General features: G+C 69.0%; 17 protein-coding genes and 1 riboswitch. Of the genes, 14 read left to right on the top strand and 3 right to left on the bottom strand.

Translation table 11 applies throughout. From position 1 onward, the window contains the following. The first annotated feature begins 6 nt into the window (after positions 1–6). From G7045_RS05695 to G7045_RS05670, 6 genes are all read left to right on the top strand, one after another. The gene (locus G7045_RS05695) at positions 7–402 is read left to right on the top strand and encodes a DUF934 domain-containing protein (protein ID WP_166158537.1); all 396 of its coding nucleotides are present in this window, start codon (positions 7–9) and stop codon (positions 400–402) included. Further along, entirely contained in the window at positions 399–1,031 is a 633-nt protein-coding gene (locus G7045_RS05690) for a phosphoadenosine phosphosulfate reductase family protein (RefSeq protein WP_166158534.1), read from the top strand. The genes G7045_RS05695 and G7045_RS05690 overlap by 4 nt, the downstream gene beginning before the upstream one ends. Before the next feature lie 22 nt (positions 1,032–1,053). Then, positions 1,054–1,998: a sulfate adenylyltransferase subunit CysD gene (gene cysD / locus G7045_RS05685; RefSeq protein WP_166158531.1), complete on the top strand. Its 945-nt coding sequence runs from the start codon at positions 1,054–1,056 to the stop codon at positions 1,996–1,998. 157 nt (positions 1,999–2,155) lie between these two features. After that, on the top strand, positions 2,156–3,526 hold the full coding sequence (locus tag G7045_RS05680; RefSeq protein ID WP_166158528.1) for a sulfate adenylyltransferase subunit 1: 1,371 nt from the start codon (positions 2,156–2,158) through the stop codon (positions 3,524–3,526). 180 nt (positions 3,527–3,706) lie between these two features. Then, positions 3,707–4,036, top strand: a complete 330-nt coding sequence (gene fdxA / locus G7045_RS05675; protein ID WP_166158525.1) for a ferredoxin FdxA — start codon at positions 3,707–3,709, stop codon at positions 4,034–4,036. Next, a complete protein-coding gene (locus tag G7045_RS05670) occupies positions 4,036–5,079 on the top strand; it encodes an NAD(P)/FAD-dependent oxidoreductase (RefSeq protein ID WP_166158522.1) in 1,044 nt (347 codons plus the stop codon). The genes fdxA and G7045_RS05670 overlap by 1 nt, the downstream gene beginning before the upstream one ends. Positions 5,080–5,082: 3 nt before the next feature. Here the strand turns inward: G7045_RS05670 and thiD are convergent, their stop codons facing one another. Further along, positions 5,083–5,928, bottom strand: coding sequence for a bifunctional hydroxymethylpyrimidine kinase/phosphomethylpyrimidine kinase (thiD, locus tag G7045_RS05665; RefSeq protein ID WP_166158519.1), 846 nt, complete (start codon positions 5,926–5,928; stop codon positions 5,083–5,085). A 90-nt stretch (positions 5,929–6,018) separates the two neighbouring features. Then, positions 6,019–6,121: riboswitch (TPP riboswitch) on the top strand. A gap of 64 nt (positions 6,122–6,185) precedes the next feature. Between thiD and G7045_RS05660 the strand changes: the two genes are divergently transcribed. The 4 genes from G7045_RS05660 to thiE all read left to right on the top strand — a co-directional run bounded on the left by G7045_RS05660 (position 6,186) and on the right by thiE (position 9,288). Next, positions 6,186–7,289, top strand: coding sequence for an FAD-binding oxidoreductase (locus tag G7045_RS05660; RefSeq protein WP_166158516.1), 1,104 nt, complete (start codon positions 6,186–6,188; stop codon positions 7,287–7,289). After that, positions 7,286–7,483: a sulfur carrier protein ThiS gene (gene thiS / locus G7045_RS05655; RefSeq protein WP_166158513.1), complete on the top strand. Its 198-nt coding sequence runs from the start codon at positions 7,286–7,288 to the stop codon at positions 7,481–7,483. The genes G7045_RS05660 and thiS overlap by 4 nt, the downstream gene beginning before the upstream one ends. 69 nt (positions 7,484–7,552) lie before the next feature. Beyond that, positions 7,553–8,389, top strand: coding sequence for a thiazole synthase (locus G7045_RS05650; protein WP_166158510.1), 837 nt, complete (start codon positions 7,553–7,555; stop codon positions 8,387–8,389). After that, positions 8,386–9,288 (top strand): thiamine phosphate synthase, encoded by a 903-nt coding sequence (thiE, locus tag G7045_RS05645; RefSeq protein WP_166158507.1) that lies wholly within the window; start codon positions 8,386–8,388, stop codon positions 9,286–9,288. Before G7045_RS05650 ends, thiE begins: the two co-directional genes overlap by 4 nt. Positions 9,289–9,295: 7 nt before the next feature. On the opposite strand, the gene G7045_RS05640 is transcribed toward thiE, so the two are convergent. Beyond that, complete coding sequence (locus tag G7045_RS05640) at positions 9,296–11,395, bottom strand: hypothetical protein (protein ID WP_166158505.1); 2,100 nt, start codon at positions 11,393–11,395, stop codon at positions 9,296–9,298. A gap of 243 nt (positions 11,396–11,638) precedes the next feature. On the opposite strand from G7045_RS05640, the gene G7045_RS05635 reads away from it, so the two are divergent. The 3 genes from G7045_RS05635 (at position 11,639) to G7045_RS05625 (ending at position 14,811) form a co-directional block, all read left to right on the top strand. Then, positions 11,639–12,358 (top strand): Crp/Fnr family transcriptional regulator, encoded by a 720-nt coding sequence (locus G7045_RS05635; RefSeq protein ID WP_166158502.1) that lies wholly within the window; start codon positions 11,639–11,641, stop codon positions 12,356–12,358. A gap of 27 nt (positions 12,359–12,385) precedes the next feature. Further along, entirely contained in the window at positions 12,386–13,468 is a 1,083-nt protein-coding gene (locus G7045_RS05630) for a phosphotransferase family protein (protein ID WP_166158499.1), read from the top strand. Positions 13,469–13,554: 86 nt separating this feature from the next. Then, on the top strand, positions 13,555–14,811 hold the full coding sequence (locus G7045_RS05625; RefSeq protein WP_166158496.1) for an acyl-CoA dehydrogenase family protein: 1,257 nt from the start codon (positions 13,555–13,557) through the stop codon (positions 14,809–14,811). A gap of 27 nt (positions 14,812–14,838) precedes the next feature. Here G7045_RS05625 and G7045_RS05620 read toward each other — a convergent pair whose 3' ends face one another. Continuing rightward, a complete protein-coding gene (locus G7045_RS05620) occupies positions 14,839–15,789 on the bottom strand; it encodes an adenylate/guanylate cyclase domain-containing protein (RefSeq protein WP_166158493.1) in 951 nt (316 codons plus the stop codon). Between the two features lie 184 nt (positions 15,790–15,973). Here G7045_RS05620 and putA point away from each other — a divergent pair, with 184 nt between their 5' ends. Next, positions 15,974–19,981: a trifunctional transcriptional regulator/proline dehydrogenase/L-glutamate gamma-semialdehyde dehydrogenase gene (gene putA / locus G7045_RS05615; RefSeq protein WP_166158490.1), complete on the top strand. Its 4,008-nt coding sequence runs from the start codon at positions 15,974–15,976 to the stop codon at positions 19,979–19,981. The last annotated feature ends 12 nt before the right edge of the window (positions 19,982–19,993 follow it).

Genomic DNA, 19,993 nt, shown 5'->3' with positions numbered 1-19,993 from the left:
ATGACTATGAAAATAATAGCTGCCAGCGCGCTCCAGACAAGCGCTAGCGCCGAAAACACCTTGCAAATCGCCAACGACGCGGAACTGGCCGATCTGGCCGCCAGCGGCGCGCTTGCAGGCGTGGGGTGCATCGAGCTGCAGTTCCCCAAGTTCACCGATGGCCGCGCCTACAGCCAGGCGGTGCTGCTGCGCCGGCGCTACAAGTTCACCGGCGACATCCGCGCCACGGGCGATGTGCTCATCGACCAACTCGTGCACATGCACCGCAGCGGTTTTACCAGCGCCGTGCTGGCCGAGGGCGTGGACGCCGCTGCCGCCCAGCGCCAGTTCGACCGCTACGCTGCCTTCTACCAGGGCGATGTGCTCGAACCCCGCCCCCTCTTTGCCCGGGAGGCCGCATGAGCCGCGCAGCCGATATCGACCTCGCCCGCATCAACGCCGAGCTCGGTCGCAACGCCAGCGCCCTGGTGGCCTGGGCGCTGGGCCTGGGCAAGACGGCGATCGTGACGACGAACTTTCGCCCCTTCGAGGCCGTGATCCTGCACCTCGTCACCCGCGTGCAGCCGGGCGTGCCCGTGGTGTGGATGGACAACGGCTACAACACGCCCGCCACCTACCGCTACGCCGACGAGGTGAGCAAGCTGCTCAAGCTCAACCTCAAAACCTACCTGCCGCTGCGCAGTCGCGCCCACCGCGAGGCCGTCGATGGCCCCACGCCCGCCATTGGCGCACCAGGCCACGACGCCTTCACGCAGGAAGTGAAGCTCGAACCCTTTGCCCGCGCCCTGCGCGAAACGGCGCCCCAGGTCTGGTTGACCGCCCTGCGCGCCACCGACAGCGCCGTGCGCGCGCAGATGGAGCCGGTGAGCATCAACCCCGACGGGCTGATCAAGGTGGCGCCGCTGCTGCACTGGTCGTCCAAGGAGCTGCACGAGTACTGCACGCAGCACGGCCTGCCCAACAACTTCGACTACGTGGACCCCACCAAGGGCGAAGAGCAGCGCGAATGCGGCCTGCATTTGGCCCACTGAACCCCATTGCCGGAAAACAACCATGAACGCCCGTACCGACACCGCCGCGCTGCAACCCGCAGCCCACCACCTGAGCAACCGCCACCTCGACGCGCTGGAGGAGGAAACCATCTTCATCCTGCGCGAAGTGGCCGCCGCCTTCGAGCGCCCCGCCCTGCTGTTCTCGGGTGGCAAGGATTCGCTGGTGATGCTCAAGTGCGCGGAAAAGGCCTTTGGCATCGGCCACATCCCCTACCCGCTCTTGATGATCGACACCGGCCACAACTTCCCCGAGGTGACGGATTTCCGCGACTTTCGCGCTGAAGAATTAGGGGCCGAACTGATCGTGCGCAGCGTGGAGGACTCCATGGCACGCGGCACCGTGCGCCTGGCCCACCCGGGCGAATCGCGCAACGTGCACCAGTCGGTCACGCTCCTGGAGGCCATCGAGGAATTCCGTTTCGACGCCCTCATCGGCGGCGCGCGCCGCGACGAGGAAAAGGCCCGCGCCAAGGAGCGCATCTTCAGCCACCGCGACAGCTTTGGCCAATGGCAGCCCAAGGCCCAGCGCCCCGAGCTGTGGACGCTGTTCAACACCCGCATCGCCCCGGGCGAGCATTTCCGCGTCTTCCCCATCAGCAACTGGACGGAGCTGGACGTGTGGCAGTACATCGCCCGCGAGAACATCGCCCTGCCCCAGCTCTACTACGCGCACCAGCGCCAGGTGGTCGAGCGCCGGGGCCTGCTGGTGCCCGTCACGCCACTGACGCCGCCCAAGGACGGCGAGCAGATTGAAACCCGCACCGTGCGCTTTCGCACCGTGGGCGACATCACCTGCACCTGCCCGGTGGAGAGCCCCGCCGCCAGCGCACACGACATCGTGATCGAAACCCTGGCCGCCGAGGTCAGCGAGCGCGGCGCCACGCGCATGGACGACAAGACGAGCGAAGCCTCGATGGAAAAGCGCAAGAAGGACGGGTATTTCTGAAACACCGCTTTGACGCTTGAGGCGCCCACCACTCCCTCTCCCCTTGCGGGAGAGGGCCGGGGAGAGGGGGCCGCAGGCATGGGCACACCCCCTCTCCCCCACCCCTCCCCCGCGAGGGGGGAGGGGCCGGAAGCCACGCACAACCGAGACGCACACCATGACAATTACTATCAATTCCATAGCTGCTCACGCTGATCCAGCAAGCGCTACAGACCAAAACAACCACAATTCCGCCCTGCGCTTCATCACCTGCGGCAGCGTGGACGATGGCAAGAGCACGCTGATTGGCCGCCTCTTGGTCGATAGCCGCGCCGTGCTGCAAGACCACATCGCTGGCGTCACGCGCTCGGGCGAGGTCGATCTGGCGCTGCTCACCGACGGGCTTTCCGCCGAGCGCGAGCAGGGCATCACCATCGACGTCGCCTACCGCTACTTCGCCACCGAGGAGCGCAAGTTCATCATCGGCGACGCCCCCGGCCACGAGCAGTACACGCGCAACATGGTCACCGCCGCCTCGCAGGCCGATGCCGCCGTGGTGCTGGTGGACGCCACCAAGCTCGACTGGCAAAACCCCCACCTGCAACTGCTGGCGCAAACGCGCCGCCACAGCCTGCTGGTACACCTGCTGCGCGTGCATTCGCTGGTGTTCGCCGTCAACAAGCTCGACGCCGTGGCCGACCCGGCCCTGGCCTTTGCCCACATCCGCGCCGCGCTGGCGCAGTTTGCGCAGGATGCGGGCATCACTGTGGCCGCCACCGTGCCCGTCTCGGCGCTCAAGGGCTGGAACGTGGTCGATGCCCAGGCTGGCTGGTGCGGCTACCAAGGCCCGACGCTGCTGCAGGTGCTCGAACAGCTGCCCAACCAGCCCACCGACACCGCCCTGCCCCTGGCCTTGCCGGTGCAGTGGGTGGAAAAAACCGCCTCGGCGTCTGCCAACACCAGCCAGGGCCGGCGCGTGTTCTGGGGCCGCGTGGCCGCCGGCGTGGCGCAGGTGGGCGCGCAGGTGCAGGTTTTCCCCAGCGGGCAACGGGCCACCGTGGCCCAGGTGCTCGACCACGCCCGCCGCCCGCAGGACGTGGCGGCAGGTTTGAGCGCCGGCGTGGTGCTCGACCGCGAGGTGGACGTCTCGCGTGGCGACTGGCTGCTGGCCGCGCCGCAAGCGGTGCAGGCCGCCGAGGACGACTTCGACACCCCCGCGCCGCAAAGCCCCTGGCCCGGCCAGCGCGAGCTGCAGGCCACGGTGGCCTGGATGGACGACGAGCCCCTGGTCGCCGGGCGCGTGTACTGGGCGCTGCACGGCCACCGCTGGGTCAAGGCCAAGGTGCGCCGCGTGGTGCACCAGCTCGACATCCACACCCTGGCCGCACAGGACGCTGCAGAACTGGCGCCCAACGCCATCGGCCATGTGGAACTGCTGCTGCAAGAACCCCTGCCCGCCGCGCCATTTACCCGCGCCCGGGTGCTGGGCGCGATGATTTTGGTGGATACCGCCAGCCACAAGACGGCGGGCGCTGTGCTGGTGAATTGACAGGGGTCAAGTTTCACCCCAACCCTCTCGGGGCTGCCTACGCGGCAAGCCCCGTACCAGCACCTAAAATCGGGGGTTACCCCTTTCAGGACTTGTACCAACCGCGTTGCGCCCCGGGCCACCCCTGTCACGGCGCTGTTGGTGCAAGCCTTGCTTTTTTATTTAAAGAACTGAACACCCATGACCCACGTTGTTGCCGAAAACTGTATCAAGTGCAAATACACCGACTGTGTGGACGTGTGCCCCGTCGATTGCTTCGTCGAAGGCCCGAACATGCTGGTCATCAACCCCGATGAATGCATCGACTGCGCCGTCTGCGTGCCCGAGTGCCCGGCCAACGCCATCTTTGCCGAAGAAGACCTGCCCGCCGCCGAGCATCCCTTCATCAAGATCAACGCCGAGCTGACCAATGCCCCCGGCTGGAAGGCGATCACCAAGCGCAAGGCCGCCCTGCCCGACGCCGACGAGTTCAACGGCCAGCCCGGCAAGATCAAAGACCTGCAGCGCTGATGCCGCAGCTGCCCCTGCAGACCGACGCCGCCGTCATCGGCGCAGGGCCGGTGGGCCTGTACCAGGTCTTCCAGCTCGGCCTGCAGGGCCTGCGCGCGCATGTGTTCGACGCCCTGCCCGCCCCCGGCGGGCAATGCGCCCAGCTCTACGGCGACAAGCCGATCTACGACATTCCCGCCCTGCCCGCCTGCACCGGCAATGAACTGGTGCAGCGCCTCTCCACGCAAATCCAGCCCTTTGCACCGCAGTGGCAACTGGGCGCGCCGGTGGAGCAGCTCGAAATCCTGCCCGAAGGCGGTTTTCTCCTGCGCACGGCCCAGGGAACGGCGGTGCAGGCGCGCTGCGTGTTCGTCGCCAGCGGCGTCGGCGCCTTTGTGCCGCGCACGCTCAAACTGCCGGGGCTGGAAGTCTTTGGTGGCACCCAGCTGCTGCACCAGCTGCCGCCCCGGGCCTGCCTGGCGGGCCTGCGCATCGTCATCCACGGCGGGGGCGAGGCGGCCGTGCAGCAGGCCATTGACTGCGCCACGGCCCCCGAGGCCCGGCGGGCCGCACACATCACCCTGCAGCACCGGCGCGACGTGTTCGACGCCCCGCCAGAGCTGCTGGCGCAACTGCACACGCTGCGCGCAGCCGGGCGCATCCACGTCACCATCGGCGTGGCCTGCGGCGCCGTGCAGCAGCAGGGGCGCCTGACGGCACTCGAAATCCTGCCCCCCGAAGGCCCACCACGCCAGATACCCCTGGATCAGCTCATCGTGCGCCTGGGCCTGGTGCCGCGCCTGGGCCCCATTGCCGACTGGGGCCTGCAGCTCGAACGCAAGCAGCTCGTGGTCGATCCGGCCACTTTTGCCACCCGCGTGCCCGGCATCTACGCCGTGGGCGACGCCGTCAGCTACCCCGGCAAGCGCAAGCTCATCGCCTGCGGCTTTCACGAGGCCACGCTGGCCGCCTTTGCCGCCGCCGAATGGCTGGCCGGGGACAAAATTGCGCTCGAATACACCAGCAGCAGCGCCTTGCTGCAGCAGCGCCTGGGCGTTTCTTAATTTTCAGCGCTGCAGCTGCGCCAGCGGCGCAAAGCCATGGTTGAGCGGCCCCTGGCCGCTGCCGGTGCGCACGCCTGCGCCCGCCGCAATGGCGCCCAGGATGTAGGCGCGTGCCTGCGCCACGGCCTGCGCCAGCGGCAGGCCCTGGGCCAAATACGCCGCCACCGCCGACGACAGCGTGCAGCCCGTGCCGTGGCCGTTGGGCGTGGCGATGCGCGCACTCTCCAGGCGCTGCAGCGGCGCACCGGGCTGGGCCAGCAGGTCCACCACCCAGTCGCCAGGCAGGTGCCCGCCCTTGAGCAGCACGGCGCGCGCGCCCAACGCCAGCAGCGCCTGCGCCGCTGCGTCCAGCGCATCCGCATCGGCCACCGGCCGGCCCAGCAGCAGCGCCGCCTCGTCCAGGTTGGGGGTGACGACGGTGGCCAGGGGAAACAGCTCGCGCACCAGCACGGCCACGGTTTCCTCGGCCATCAGGCGGTCGCCGCTGGTGGCGACCATCACCGGGTCGAGCACCACCTGCGCCAGCTGGTACTCGCGGATCGCCTGGGCCACCACGGCCACCACCTCGGGCGAATGCAACATGCCGATCTTGACGGCATCGACGCCGATGTCTTCCACCACGGCGGCAATCTGCGCGCGCAGGATGTCTGGCGGCACGCCGTGGATGGCGCGCACGCCGCAGGTGTTTTGCGCCGTGATGGCGCTCACCGCCGTCATGCCGTAGCAGCCCAGGGCGCTGAAGGTTTTGAGGTCGGCCTGGATACCGGCGCCGCCGCCGCTGTCGGAGCCGGCGATGGAGAGCACGCGCACGTAGCGGCGCGCAGTGGGAAAGTCGTGCAAACGGGTCATGGTGAAAATTATGGCCGCTGCCAGCAGCGTGCCCACGATCTGCCCCAGGTCAAGCCCAGGGCCTTGCGGGCTGTGCTGTAATCGCCGCCACGGACGAAACAGGGGTGCCTCCATCGTGCAGATGGCCGGCTGAGAAACACCCTCCGCACCCGATCCAGATCATGCTGGCGTGGGGAGTTTTCACCGGCGCAGCGCCTGCCCGCGCCCCGCGTTTTGTCCCCTCCCTTGAACCTTTTCAGGACTGCGGACACCTCGCCATGCACACCCTCGCTGCTTCCTCCTCCATCACCATCCTCGGCGCCGGCCTGCTCGGGCGCCTGCTGGCCACCAGCCTGGCACGCCAGGGACACCGGGTGGAGATTTTCGACGCCGCCGGCCCGGCCGGCGAGGGCTCGGCCGCCACGGTGGCCGCCGCCATGGTCGCGCCCCTGGCCGAATCGGTGGTGGCCGAGGCCAACATCGTGCGCATGGGCCAGCACGCGCTCACGCGCTGGCCCGAGCTGATCGCAGCGCTGCCGGCGCCGGTGTACTGGCAGCAAAACGGCACCCTCGTCGTCTGGCACCGCCAGGACGCGCCCGAGGCGGCGCGCCTGCGCAGCCTGTTCGAGCGCACCCGGGGCCAGGTCAGCGGCCTGCCGGACATGCAGGCCCTGGACGCCGAGGGCGTGGCCCAGGCCGACCCGGCCCTGGCCGGGCGCTTTGCCCAGGGCCTGCTGCTGCCGGGCGAAGGCCAGATCGACAACCGCCAGCTGTTTGCCGCCCTCACGCTGCAGATGCAGCAGCTGGGCGTGCAGGCGCACTGGCACAGCCCGCGCGAGGTGGGCGACTTCACCCCCGGCCAGGCCGGCGGCCCGGACTGGCTGCTCGACTGCCGGGGCATTGGCGCCGCCCGCCAATGGCCGCAGGTGCGCGGCGTACGCGGCGAGGTCATCCGCATCCACGCCCCCGAGGTCACGCTCGCGCGCCCCACGCGCCTGGTGCACCCGCGCTACGCCATCTACGTCGCGCCCAAGGAAAACCATGTGTTCGTCATCGGCGCCACCGAGATCGAATCGGACGACCGCTCGGGCGTGAGCGTGCGCTCGGCGCTGGAGCTGCTGAGCGCCGTGTACGCCATCCACAGCGGCTTTGCCGAGGGCCGCATCCTGGAGCTCAACACCCACTGCCGCCCCACCCTGCCCGACAACCAGCCCGCCATCCGCCAAATCCAGCCCCGGGTGCTGGAGCTCAACGGCATGTACCGCCACGGCTTCATGCAGGCGCCCGCGCTGCACGACGCCGCCCTGCAGCTGCTCACCCAGGGCAGCAGCGCGCTGGCGCAGCAATGGGGCATTGCCCTGCAAGGGCCGGCCTTCGAATGAACGTCACCATCAACCAGCAGCCCTTCACCCTGCCGGACGCCGCCACGGTGCAAGATGCCCTCGCCGCCCTCGCCGCGCGCCCACCATTTGCCGTGGCCGTGAACACCTCCTTCGTGCCGCGCAGCGCCTACGCCAGCTGCGCGCTGCACGAGGGCGACGCGGTCGAGGTCATCTCCCCCGTGACCGGCGGCTGATACCAATAAAAAATGGCTCTAGCGCTTGCCAGACAAGCGCCAGCAGCTATCAAAACAGGAGTAATCCACATGACGACCCCCACCGCAACCGAACCCCAAGACGCGCTCGTACTCTACGGCCAGCGCTTTGCCAGCCGCCTGCTGCTGGGCACGGCGCGCTACCCCTCGCCGGCGCTGCTCGAAGCGGCCGTGGCCCGCGCGCGGCCGGCCATGGTCACGGCCTCGCTGCGCCGCCAGGGCATCAACGCCGTCAACACCGGCAGCCAGGGCGGCCACGGCTTTTGGGAGCTGCTGAAGAAACTGCAGGTGCCGGTGCTGCCCAACACCGCCGGCTGCCACAGCGTGCAAGAAGCCGTGACGACGGCGCAGATGGCGCGCGAAGTCTTCGACACGCCCTGGATCAAGCTCGAAGTCATCGGCGACGACTACACCCTGCAGCCCGACAGCCAGCGCACCATCGAAGCCGCCGCCCTGCTCATCAAAGACGGCTTTCAGGTGCTGCCCTACTGCACCGAAGACCTGGTGCAATGCCAGCGCCTGGTCGATGTCGGCTGCCAGGCCATCATGCCCTGGGCCGCACCGATTGGCACCGGGCGCGGGCCCATGAACCCCTACGCCCTGCAGCTCTTGCGCGAGCGCCTGGCCGTGCCGCTGCTGGTCGATGCCGGCCTGGGCCTGCCCTCGCACGCCTGCCAGGTGATGGAATGGGGCTTTGACGGCGTGCTGCTCAACACCGCCGTCGCCCTGGCGCAAGACCCCGTGGCCATGGCCGGCGCCTTTGCCGACGCCGTCGCCGCCGGCCGCGCCGCACGCCGTGCCGGCGCCATGGCGCAGCAAGAGGCCGCGCAGCCGAGCACGCCGGTGCTGGGCACGCCCTTCTGGCACCACGAGCAGGCGCGCGCATGAACAGCGCCGCCGCTTTGGCGCAGGCCATCGTCACCGCTCACGCCGCCCGCTGGCAGGGTTTTGCCGCCCAACCAACGCCCCCCAGCCCGGCCCATGCCAGCAGCATCTACCAGGGCGCGCTCGCGGCCTGCAGCCAGCTGGGTTTTATCGCCGCCGACGCGCAGTGCCTGGCCCAGGCCTGGGAGCGCCAAAGCGCCCGCCTGGGCCAGTTTGACGCCACGCTCTGGCCCGCCGACGGGCGCGACTTTGGCGTGCAGGGGCGCGCACGCGCCGGCGCCTTCCCCGCCTGCCCGGCGCAACTGGGCCTGTACGCCGTGCTGCCCGACGCCGCCTGGGTGGCGCGCATGGCCCGCGCCGGCGTGCCCACGCTGCAGCTGCGCTGCAAGAGTGAAGAGGCTGCCGTGGTGGCGCAGGAGGTGCACGCCGCCGTGACCGCCGTGCAGGGCACGGGCGCGCGGCTGTTCATCAACGACCATTGGCGCGAAGCCATCGCCGCCGGCGCCTACGGCGTGCACCTGGGGCAGGAAGACCTCGATGCACTCAGCGCTGCCGAGCTCGCCGCGCTGCGCGCCAGCGGCCTGCGCCTGGGCCTGAGCACCCACGGCTACGCCGAGATGCTGCGTGCCGACGCCGTGGCGCCGAGCTACATCGCCCTGGGTGCCGTGTTCCCCACGACGCTGAAAAAAATGGCCACAGCCCCCCAGGGCCTGGCGCGGCTCACGGCCTATGTGCAGCTGCTGGCGGGCTACCCGCTGGTCGCCATTGGCGGCATTGGGGCGGAGCAGTTTGGCGCCATCCGCGCCACCGGCGTGGGCTCGATCGCGGTGGTGCGCGCCCTGGTCCAGGCGCCCGAGCCGGAGCAGCAGGCGCAGCAGCTATTGCAGCTGCTGGCCGCCTGAGCCGGCGTCAAAAGCGCGGCCCAGGCCGCTCTTTGTGCTCCAGTTCAAAGCGCAGCTCGAATTTGTCGTCGCTGGCGCCAAAACCCACGGCCTGGCCTGGCGCGGGCGCCGGGGTGGGGGCCATGTCGGGCAAATCGTTCAAGGTGATGGGTGGGGGCGCGCTCAAGTCCACGTCCAGCATGGCCTGCGACAGCGGCTTGGCCGCCAGGGGCGCGGGGCGGCTGTAGGGTTCGAGCGCCAGGTCATCGAGCAAAAAATCGAGCGTCTGCGCCGCCACCGGCTGCGGCGGCTCGCTCGACGCCTGGCCCCAGTCGGGCGCAGCCGGCTGCACCTCGGGCAGCGCCGGCGCCGCCGGCGGCCCCAGCGGCGTGGTGCGCTGGCGCGGCGGCGGTGCGCCCCGGGCGCTGGCCGGGGTGGTCTGGGCAATGCTCAGCAAGAGCAGCAGATCGTCGTAAGCGGCCAGGTCAAAAGCCGGGGCACTGGCACCCTGGCCTTCTTGCAAAAACAAATAGCCTTCGAGCAGCCCCAGCACCGAGGCCGATGTCCACTGCTCCTCGATTTCCGCCAAGGCATCCGTGTAGTACAGCAGGTTGCGCCCCTGGTCGGCAAAGCGGGCAAAAGGCTGCAGCTCGGCGTTGAAGCGGCGCATGAACTGCGTGCGCAGCAGCTCGAAATCATCGGCCCGCCCAAGCTGGTGGTACAGGCGCAGCAGCTCCAGGTAGCTAAAGGGCGAGCTGGCACCACGCTCGGCAATGTGCTGGCGCAGCACGGCAATGGCCTGTTCGTGCTCGCCCACGGAGATGAAAAATTCGGCCTGCTGCAAGATGTCGAACAGCTCCTCGGGGTTGACGAGCTGCAGCGCGGCCTGGTTGGCCGAAAGCGTTGCCGCCGGCTGCTGCGCCTGCACCCGCTGCGGCGCTGGCTGCTGTGCCGACGGCAAAGCCGTTGGCAGCGGCAAGGTGGGCGATTCATCGCTCCCCTGCGCCAGCGGCACGGAGGCCGAGGCCGAGGCCGAGGCCATGGCCGGCGCCGGTTCTGGCGCTGGCGCTGGCATCGTCGCGGGCACGGTTGCAGGCGCTGACGGCTGCGCAGGCACGGAGTTTTGCCCGAGCGCCACCGCGTGCGCCACCGAATCGCGCCAGGCACGCTGCTGCTGGCCCTGGCGCTGCTGGCCGCGCCGCCAGCTCCAGCCCAGCAGGCCAGCGAGCAGCAGCACGGCCCCACCCAGGCCATAGACCACGGCGGGGGCAAAGCGCTCCTCTTGCATTCTTTCGAGCTGCGCCTGCGCCACTGCCAGGTCGGCCCGCACCTGGCTGCCCTGGCTTTGCGCCTGGGCCAGGTCGGCGCTCAGGCGCTCGACCTGGGCCTGGGCCTGCATGTGCGCTGCCAGCTCTTGGGGCTCGGCGCGCAGCACCTGCCACAGCGCCAGCGCCTGCGCGCGCGCGGCCGCATCGGGCTCGCCCGGCGGCAGCGTCAAGGTGGTGCTCAGGTGCAGCGTGGCAGCGGTGTCGCTGAAAAATTCCAGGGGCTCCATCACCAGCCGCTCACGCACCGTGGGCAGCGGCGACGGCAGGGGGGCCGCCTTGCGTGCCGGCGCTGCCGGGCGCAGGGCTTTGGGGGCGGGGGCTGCGCTGCCGTCCTGGGGCTGGGCCTTGGTGCGCGCCGGCGCGCGGCGGCCTGGTTTTTCAGCCGCAGCCTCTGCGGCGGCGGCTGTTTTAGCGGCCACCGGCGGCGCCAGGCGCGCCACGTCAATCGGTGCCTGCAGGCCGCGCGCAGACAGCGGCGGCTCGGTCAAAAAGGTGTAGCTGCGCGAGACGGCGCCCTGGCAACCCGCCATCAGGATCACTTGCAGCACCGGCTCGCGCGCCGCCGTAAAGGCCTGCACCCGCACTGCCGGGCTGTGTCCGGCGCGCGCCGGCACAGGGCTGACGCGCACGAGCGAGGCGCCCACCTCCAGCTCGCCGTCGATCACCCGCGCCTTCAAGCAGGCTTCGGCCAGGCTCATGCCGGGGTCGGGCTCGACGGGGAAAACCAAATCAATCGGCGCGCCCAACACCACCGTGCTGTGGCTGGGGCCCAAAGTCAGGGCCGCCACGCTGCACGCCATGGCACAGAGGCTACTCCCCAGAAGAATGTGACGTTTTTTCACAGTAGTTTCTTTTTTTGTGCAGGCCATTCTGGCATGGATGGCCCCGCTGACAGCAGCAGAAAAGGGGTGCAAAACTCGATTATGAAAAACAATCGTATCAAACAATTAAATAGCGTTTTCCAGGATAGACACCCAAGCGACCAGCAGCACTCGTCCCCCACGCGACAATGCAGCCATCCCCAGTCACCCAAACGACAGACCATGGACGACCCCATTCTTACGATTGAAGAAAGAGAAGCGATCAATTCCGGTCGCTGGTTTTCAAGCCTTTCGCCCTCCCTGCGGCACGACATTCTGCGATGCGCTTACGTCAAACGGTTCAAGGATGGTGCACTCATCTGTGCACGCGGCGACCTGCCCGAGGAGTGGACGGCCTGCGCCCGGGGTGCGGTGCGCGTGAGCTCGACCTCGCTGTCGGGCAAGCAGATCACGCTGACCTACGTCGAGCCCGGCATCTGGCTGGGCGATGTGGCGCTGTTCGACGGCGACCGGCGCACGCACGACGCCTACGCCCATGGCGAGACCACCATGCTGTGCGTCTCCAAGGCCGATTTTCAAAAAATCCTGGCCCAGCACGTCGAGCTGTACGAGGCGCTGTTGCGCCTGCACGCGCGGCGCATCCGCCAGCTCTACGGCCTGGTCGAGGATTTGAACACCCTGCCGCTGCGCGCGCGCCTGGCCAAGCAGCTGCTGCACCTGGTGCGCAGCTACGGCGCGCCCAGCCTGTCGAGCGATGGCGAGATCCGCATCAGCCTGCAGCTGGCGCAGGAAGAACTGGCCCAGCTGCTGGGCGCCTCGCGCCAGCGCGTGAACCAGGAACTCAAGGCCATGGAGCGCGAGGACGCGATCCGCATCGAGCCCAGTGGCCTGGTGGTGCGCCAGCGCGAAGCGCTGCTGCGCATTGCCGTGGCTGATTCATAACTTTTTTAACGACCCCACTCACTGCCCATGAGCAACTTTGACCATTTCCAAGGCACCCGCCCCGTGAGCGAGCGCCACAGCTTCGACACCAACGCCCTGGCCACCTGGCTGGCGCAGCACCTGCCGGGTTTTGCCGGCCCGCTGACGGTGGAAATGTTCAAGGGCGGGCAGTCCAACCCGACCTACAAGCTCATCACCCCCAGCGCCACCTACGTGATGCGTGCCAAGCCCGGGCCGGTGACCAAGCTGCTGCCCTCGGCGCACGCCATCGAGCGCGAATACGCCGTCATGCAGGCCCTGGCCGGCACCGACGTGCCCGTGCCCCAAATGCTGGCGCTGTGCGAGGACGAGGCCATCATGGGCCGCGCCTTCTACATCATGGAATTCTTGCAGGGGCGCGTGCTCTGGGACCAGTCCCTGCCCGGCATGACGACCACTGAGCGCGGCGCCTACTACGACGAGATGAACCGCGTCATCGCCGCGCTGCACAGCGTCGATTTTGCCGCCCGGGGGCTGGCCGACTTTGGCAAGCCAGGCAACTACTTTGCGCGCCAGATCGGGCGCTGGAGCAAGCAATACCAGGCCAGCATCACCGAGCCGATTGCCGAGATGGAGCAGCTCATGGCCTGGCTGCCGGCGCACATGCCCGCCAGCGCCCTGGACGAGCGGCGCGTGGCCATCGTGCACGGCGACTACCGCCTGGACAACCTCATGTTCCACCCCACCGAGCCGCGTGTGATTGCCGTGCTCGACTGGGAACTGTCCACCCTGGGCCACCCGCTGGCCGATTTTGCCTACCACTGCATGAGCTGGCACGTGCCGGCGAGCCTGAGCCGGGGCATTGGCGGGCTGGATTTGGCCGCCCTGGGCATCCCCAGCGAGCACGACTACATCCGCCGCTACTGCGCGCGCACCGGCCTGGCCGACGCTGACGCGCTGCTGACCGACTGGAACTTCTACATGGCCTACAACATGTTCCGCGTCGCCGCCATCTTGCAAGGCATTGCCAAGCGCGTGCAGGCCGGCACCGCCGCCAGCGCCGAGGCCAAGGCCGCTGGCGCCACCGCGCGCCCGCTGGCCGAGCTGGCCTGGTCGTTCGCGCAGCGCTAAGACTTTTCACCACCACGCCACCCTGGCTAGACCCCGGGGTGGGCGCAGCTGCGCCCCGATTTTTATTTTTGTGAAGGAAAACACCCATGGACTTCGCCTACTCGCCCAAAACCCAAGACCTGCTAGAGCGTCTGCAAGCCTTTATGCAGGAGCACATCTACCCGGCCGAAGCCGCCTGGGCCGCCGAGCTGGCGGCCAACACGGCAGCGGGCAAACGCTGGACGCCGCTGCAAACGAGCGAGCGCCTCAAACCCCTGGCCCAGCAGGCGGGGCTGTGGAATTTGTTTTTGCCGGTCGATACCGCCCAAGCCTCGGGCTACCACGGCGCGGGCCTGACGAACGCCGAATACGCGCCGCTGGCCGAGGTCATGGGCCGCGTGTTCTGGGCCAGCGAGGTGTTCAACTGCTCCGCCCCCGACACCGGCAACATGGAGACGATTGCCCGCTACGGCAGCGAGGCCATCAAGGCGCAGTGGCTGCGCCCGCTGCTCGATGGCCACATCCGCTCGGGCTTTGCCATGACCGAGCCCGAGGTGGCATCGAGCGACGCCACCAACATCTGCACCCGCATCGAGCGCGACGGCGACCATTACGTCATCAACGGCCGCAAGTGGTGGACATCGGGCGCCAACGACCCGCGCTGCCAAGTCCTCATCACCATGGGCAAGACCGACCCCAACGCGCCCAAGCACCTGCAGCAAAGCATGGTCGTCGTGCCCGCCAACACCCCCGGCATCACCGTGGTGCGCCCGGTGAGCGTGTTTGGCTACGACGACGCCCCGCACGGCCACGGCGAGGTGCTGTTTGAAAACGTGCGCGTGCCGGCAGAAAACATCTTGCTCGGTGAAGGCCGGGGTTTTGAGATTGCCCAGGGCCGCCTGGGCCCCGGGCGCATCCACCACTGTATGCGCCTGATTGGCCAGGCCGAACGGGCGCTGGAGCTGATGTGCCAGCGCGCGCTGGCACGCACCGCCTTTGGCAAGCTCTTGGCGCAGCAGGGCGTGACGCAGGAGCGCATCGCCAACGCCCGCTGCCAGATCGACATGGCACGCCTCTTGACGCTCAAGGCCGCCTGGATGATGGACACCGTGGGCAACAAAGTCGCCAAGACCGAGATTGCGATGATTAAAGTCGTCGCCCCGAGCATGGCCTGCCAGGTGATCGACTGGGCGATGCAGGTGTTTGGCGGCGCCGGCGTGAGCGAGGACACGCCCCTGGCGTTCTCCTACGTCAACGCCCGCACGCTGCGCTTTGCCGACGGCCCCGATGAAGTGCACCGCGCCTCCATCGCCAAGTGGGAGCTGGCCAAGTGGGCGCCGCGCAGCCCGCGCCCAGCCGCTTGATGCTATATTTTTAATAGCTGCTAGCGCTTACCCATCAAGCGCTAGAGCTATTTTTTTGCACAAAACGCCGCTATCTGAGACTTGAAAACGCAGCACCGGCGCGCTGCTGTCGGCAAAGACCACGCCCAGGGCGATGGCGCCGCTGCCGTGCAGCAGGCAGCTGTCACGGCGCAGCAGCAGCGGCTCCTGGCCGTCAAAGCGCAGCCAGGTGCCAAAGCGGCTCAGATCGACCAGGGCGAACGCGCCCCGGCTCCACTCGATGCGCGCGTGCTCGCGCGAGACGCGCGGGTCGTTGACGAACACCTGCGACTGCGGCGCGCGCCCGAGCAGCAGCGGCATGTCGCCGGCGCCAAACACCCGGCCCTCATCGCCCCACTGCACCTGCAGCTGCGCCGGCTCGGTCGGCGGCGGGCCGAAGGTGCTGGGCAGGTGGGTGAGCACGGTTTGCGCCTCCAAATCCTCGTCCTGGCGCCACTCCAGGCCGTACACCAGTATGGATTCGCTCTTGCCCCGGATGACCAGCGTGCCCAGGCGCACAAAACCCTGCTCCTGCGCCCGCGCCAGCTCGGGTACGGCGCTGGCGCTGAACCAGACTTCGCCCGGGCGGGCGCGCTCGCACAGGCGGGCGGCCAGGTTGACGGCGTCGCCATAGCAATCGCCATCGACCTCCACGATCTCCCCGCCGGCCACGCCCACGCGCACTTCCAGCCCCATGTCGCTGGGCCAGTCCTGCATTTGCTGTGCATGGTTGCGCATCAGCGCCGCCGTGGCGTTGCGCGCCAGCACGCCATCGGCAAACACCGCCAGCACACCGTCGCCCAGGGTTTTGACCACGCGCCCGCCCCCGGCCTCGATGCTGCGCGCCATGGCGCCCACCACCAGCGTCACGGCCTCGGCGGCGCGTTCGTTGCCCAAAACCTCGTACAAAGCCGTGCTGCCAGCAATATCAGCAAAAACGATGACGGAAGTGGACTGCATCGAACGTTCCTATACAGGCGCAAAGCTGTCAGTGTAACGGTGGCGCTCTTTGTTACCAGACCTATGGTTGCAATCTCTATCCACGATTTCTAGGGTTTACCCCGTTTTTAAAAAGGTGCAACCTCTGCCACAGTCAAGGCCATATTTGGTTGCACCTTTTCCGCCTTGAGCGAGGATTCCCCCCATGTCCACCACCATTGGCATCAAAGTCGATGACGCGCTGCGCGAGCGCATCCGCACCAACGCCCAGAACCTGGGCCGCACGCCGCACTGGCTCATCAAACAGGCGGTGCTGCAGTACATCGACGCGCTCGAACGCGGCGCCAGCACCATCCGCCTGCTGCCCCTGGGCACGGCAGCGGAGGACGAAGGCAGCGAGCCCACCACCACCGCCGCCAGCACCGAGGTGCAGCCGTTTCTGGAGTTTGCCCAGTCCATCTTGCCGCAGACCGAGCTGCGCGCGGCCATCACCGCAGCCTGGCACCGGCCCGAGACCGAATGCCTGCCCGCGCTGCTGCCCCTGGCGCGCAGCCAGGACGACGCACAGGCCGCCAAGGTGCGTGAGCTCGCCAGCCGCCTGGTGCAGGGCCTGCGCGATGCGCCCGTGGCCAGCGGCGTGGCTGCGCTGGTGCAGGAGTTTTCCCTCTCCAGCCAGGAAGGCGTGGCGCTGATGTGCCTGGCAGAAGCCCTCCTGCGCATCCCCGACAAGGCAACGCGCGACGCGCTCATCCGCGACAAGATCAGCCGGGGCGACTGGAAGTCGCACGTCGGTCGCTCGCCGTCCCTCTTCGTCAACGCCGCCGCCTGGGGTCTGGTGCTCACGGGCAAGCTCACCAGCACCAGCAGCGAAAAAAGCCTGTCCACGGCGCTCACGCGCGTCATTGGCAAGGGCGGCGAGCCGCTCATTCGCCAGGGCGTGCACCGCGCCATGAAGCTCATGGGCGAGCAATTCGTCACCGGCCAGCACATTGCCGAGGCGCTGGCCAACAGCCGCAAGTACGAGCAGCAGGGCTTTCGCTACAGCTACGACATGCTGGGCGAGGCCGCCGCCACCGAGCAGGACGCGCAGCGCTACCTGCAAGCCTACGAGCAGGCCATCCACGCCATCGGCGCGGCGTCTGCCGGGCGCGGCATTTTTGAAGGCCCGGGCATCTCCATCAAGCTCTCGGCGCTGCACCCGCGCTACGCGCGCGCGCAGTACGAGCGCGTCATGGGCGAGCTGCTGCCGCGCGTGCTGCACCTGGCGCAGTTGGCCAAGCAGTACGACATCGGCATGAACATCGACGCCGAGGAGGCCGACCGGCTCGAACTCTCGCTCGACCTGCTCGAAGCCCTGTGCGCCGCACCCACGCTGCGCGGCTGGAACGGCATCGGCTTCGTCGTCCAGGCGTACCAAAAGCGCTGCCCGCAGGTCATTGACTACCTCGTCGATCTGGCACGGCGCAGCCGCCGCCGCCTGATGGTGCGCCTGGTCAAGGGCGCCTACTGGGACAGCGAGATCAAGCGCACCCAACTCGACGGCCAGGCCGGCTACCCGGTGTACACGCGCAAGGTCTATACCGACGTCAGCTACCTCGCCTGCGCGCGCAAGCTGCTCGAAGCGCCCGAGGCCATCTACCCGCAATTTGCCACGCACAACGCGCAAACCCTGGCCAGCATCTACCAGCTGGCCGCCAACGTCGGCGGCAGCTACTACAGCGGCCAGTACGAATTCCAGTGCCTGCACGGCATGGGCGAGCCGCTGTACGCCCAGGTCACGGGCGCTGCAGCCGACGGCAAGCTCGCCCGCCCCTGCCGCATCTACGCCCCCGTGGGCAGCCACGAGACACTGCTCGCCTACCTGGTGCGCCGCCTGCTGGAAAACGGCGCCAACACCTCGTTCGTCAACCGCATCGGCGACGCCAGCGTGCCCGTGGCCGAGCTGGTGGCCGACCCGGTGGACGAGGCCCTGCGCATCGCCCAGCAAGAAGGCCGCCTGGGCGCACCGCACCCGCGCATTGCCCTGCCGCAGGACCTGTTCGCCAGCCTGGGCACGCAAGCGCGCAGCAACTCGCGCGGCCTGAACCTGGCGCACGAGCAGCAGCTCGCCTCGCTCGCCGCCGCCTTGCTGCACAGCACGCGCGACACCTATCTGGCCGCCGCCAGCGGCAGCGCCCTGCCCGAGCAGCCGGCGCAGGCCGAAGGCTGGCAGCGCCTGGCCAACCCGGCCCTGCTCAGCGACACCGTCGGCTGGGTGCGCGAAGCCAGCGCCGCCGAAGTGCAGGCCGCCGCCGAACGCGCCGCGCAGGCCGCGCCCATCTGGGCCGGCACGCCGCCAGCCGCGCGCGCCGACGTGCTGGCGCGCGCCGCCGACCTGCTGGAGCAGCGCAGCCAACCCCTCATGGGCCTGATCGTGCGCGAGGCCGGCAAAACCCTGGCCAACGCGGTGGGCGAAATCCGCGAAGCCGTGGACTTTTTGCGCTACTACGGCGCCCAAGTGGCGGCCGATTTTGACAACGCCGCGCAGCGCCCCCTGGGCGTGGTGCTGGCCATCAGCCCCTGGAACTTCCCGCTTGCCATCTTCTGCGGCCAGGTGGCCGCCGCCCTGGCCGCCGGCAACGCCGTGCTGGCCAAGCCGGCCGAGCAAACGCCGCTCACGGCCGCCGCCATGGTCGCCCTGCTGCACGAGGCTGGCGTGCCGAGCGCCGCACTGCAGCTGCTGCCCGGCAAGGGCGAAACCGTGGGCGCAGCCCTGGTGGCGCAGCCGCAGGTGGCCGGGGTGATGTTCACCGGCTCGACCGAGGTTGCGCGCCTGATCGCGCGCCAGCTCGCCAGCCGCCTGGCGCCCAGTGGCCACCCGATTCCGCTGATTGCCGAAACCGGCGGCCAGAACGCCATGGTGGTCGATTCCTCAGCCCTGGCCGAGCAGGTGGTGGCCGACGTGCTGGCCTCGGCCTTCGACTCGGCCGGCCAGCGCTGCTCGGCGCTGCGCCTGCTGTGCCTGCAGGAAGACGTGGCCGAGCGCCAGCTCACCATGCTGCGCGAGGCCCTCAAGGAATGGCGCCTGGGCAACCCGGACCAGCTCGCCACCGACGTCGGCCCCGTGATCGACGACGAGGCCCGCGCGCAGATCGAGGCCCATATCGAGCGCCTGCAAGCGGCGGGACAAAAAGTCACCCGCGTGCAAGCGGGCAGCGCGGGCCTGCCGCTGGGGCATTACGTCGCCCCCACCATCATCGAAATTGATAGCATCTCACGCTTGACCCGTGAGGTTTTCGGCCCCGTTTTGCATGTGGTGCGCTACCGCCGCGAAGCGCTCGACCAGCTGCTCGAGAGCATCAACGCCACCGGCTACGGCCTGACGTTTGGCATCCACAGCCGCATCGACGAAACCATTGCGCACCTGAGCGAGCGCGTGCACGCCGGCAACATCTACGTCAACCGCAACGTCATCGGCGCCGTCGTCGGCGTGCAGCCCTTTGGCGGCATGGGCCTGTCGGGCACCGGCCCCAAGGCCGGCGGGCCGCTGTACCTGCACCGCCTGGTGCAAGGCAGCCCCAACGCCGCCCTGGCGCCGCTGCCGCGCGCCGAAGCCCCCGCCCCCCAGCCCAGCCTGGTGCTGCTGCAGCAGCTGCGCACCCTGCCCTTGCCCCTGTCGGCTGCCGAGCAGCAGCTCGCACGCGCCGCCTGCGACCAGGCCCTGGCCGCCAGCCGCCTGGGCGCGAGCTGGCTGCTGCCCGGCCCCACGGGCGAGGCCAACCGCTACCGCCTGCTGCCACGCGGCCCCGTCTGGGCCCTGCCGCGCAGCGCCCTGGGCCTGGTTTATCAAGTGGCCGCCGCCCTGGCCAGCGGCAACCCCTGCCATGTGGTGCTGCCCGCCGGTGAGAGCGCCTGCGCCGAACTGTGGCAAACCCTGCGCGCCACGGCGGGCGATGCCGGCGTGGCCTGGCTGCACAGCGCCGAGTCCACCGGCCTGGCCGACGACGCCCAGCCCGTTGCCGCCCTCCTGTTCGAGGGCGACGGCGACGCGCTCCTGCACATCAGCCAAACCCTGAGCCAGCGCAGCGGTGCCATCGTGCGCATCGACAGCCGCAGCAGCGACGAGCTGCGCGCCGGCCAGGGCTACGACCAGGCGGCGCTGTGCCACGAGCAATCCATCAGCACCAACACCGCCGCCGCCGGCGGCAATGCGCAGCTGATGACGATGGCGTAAAAAATTGGGGGC

Origin of the sequence: Acidovorax sp. HDW3 (assembly GCF_011303755.1) — a bacterium.
GTDB lineage: Bacteria > Pseudomonadota > Gammaproteobacteria > Burkholderiales > Burkholderiaceae_C > Paenacidovorax.
Note: the sequence above shows the minus strand (reverse complement) of the source record. Positions and strands in the feature narration are given on the sequence as shown.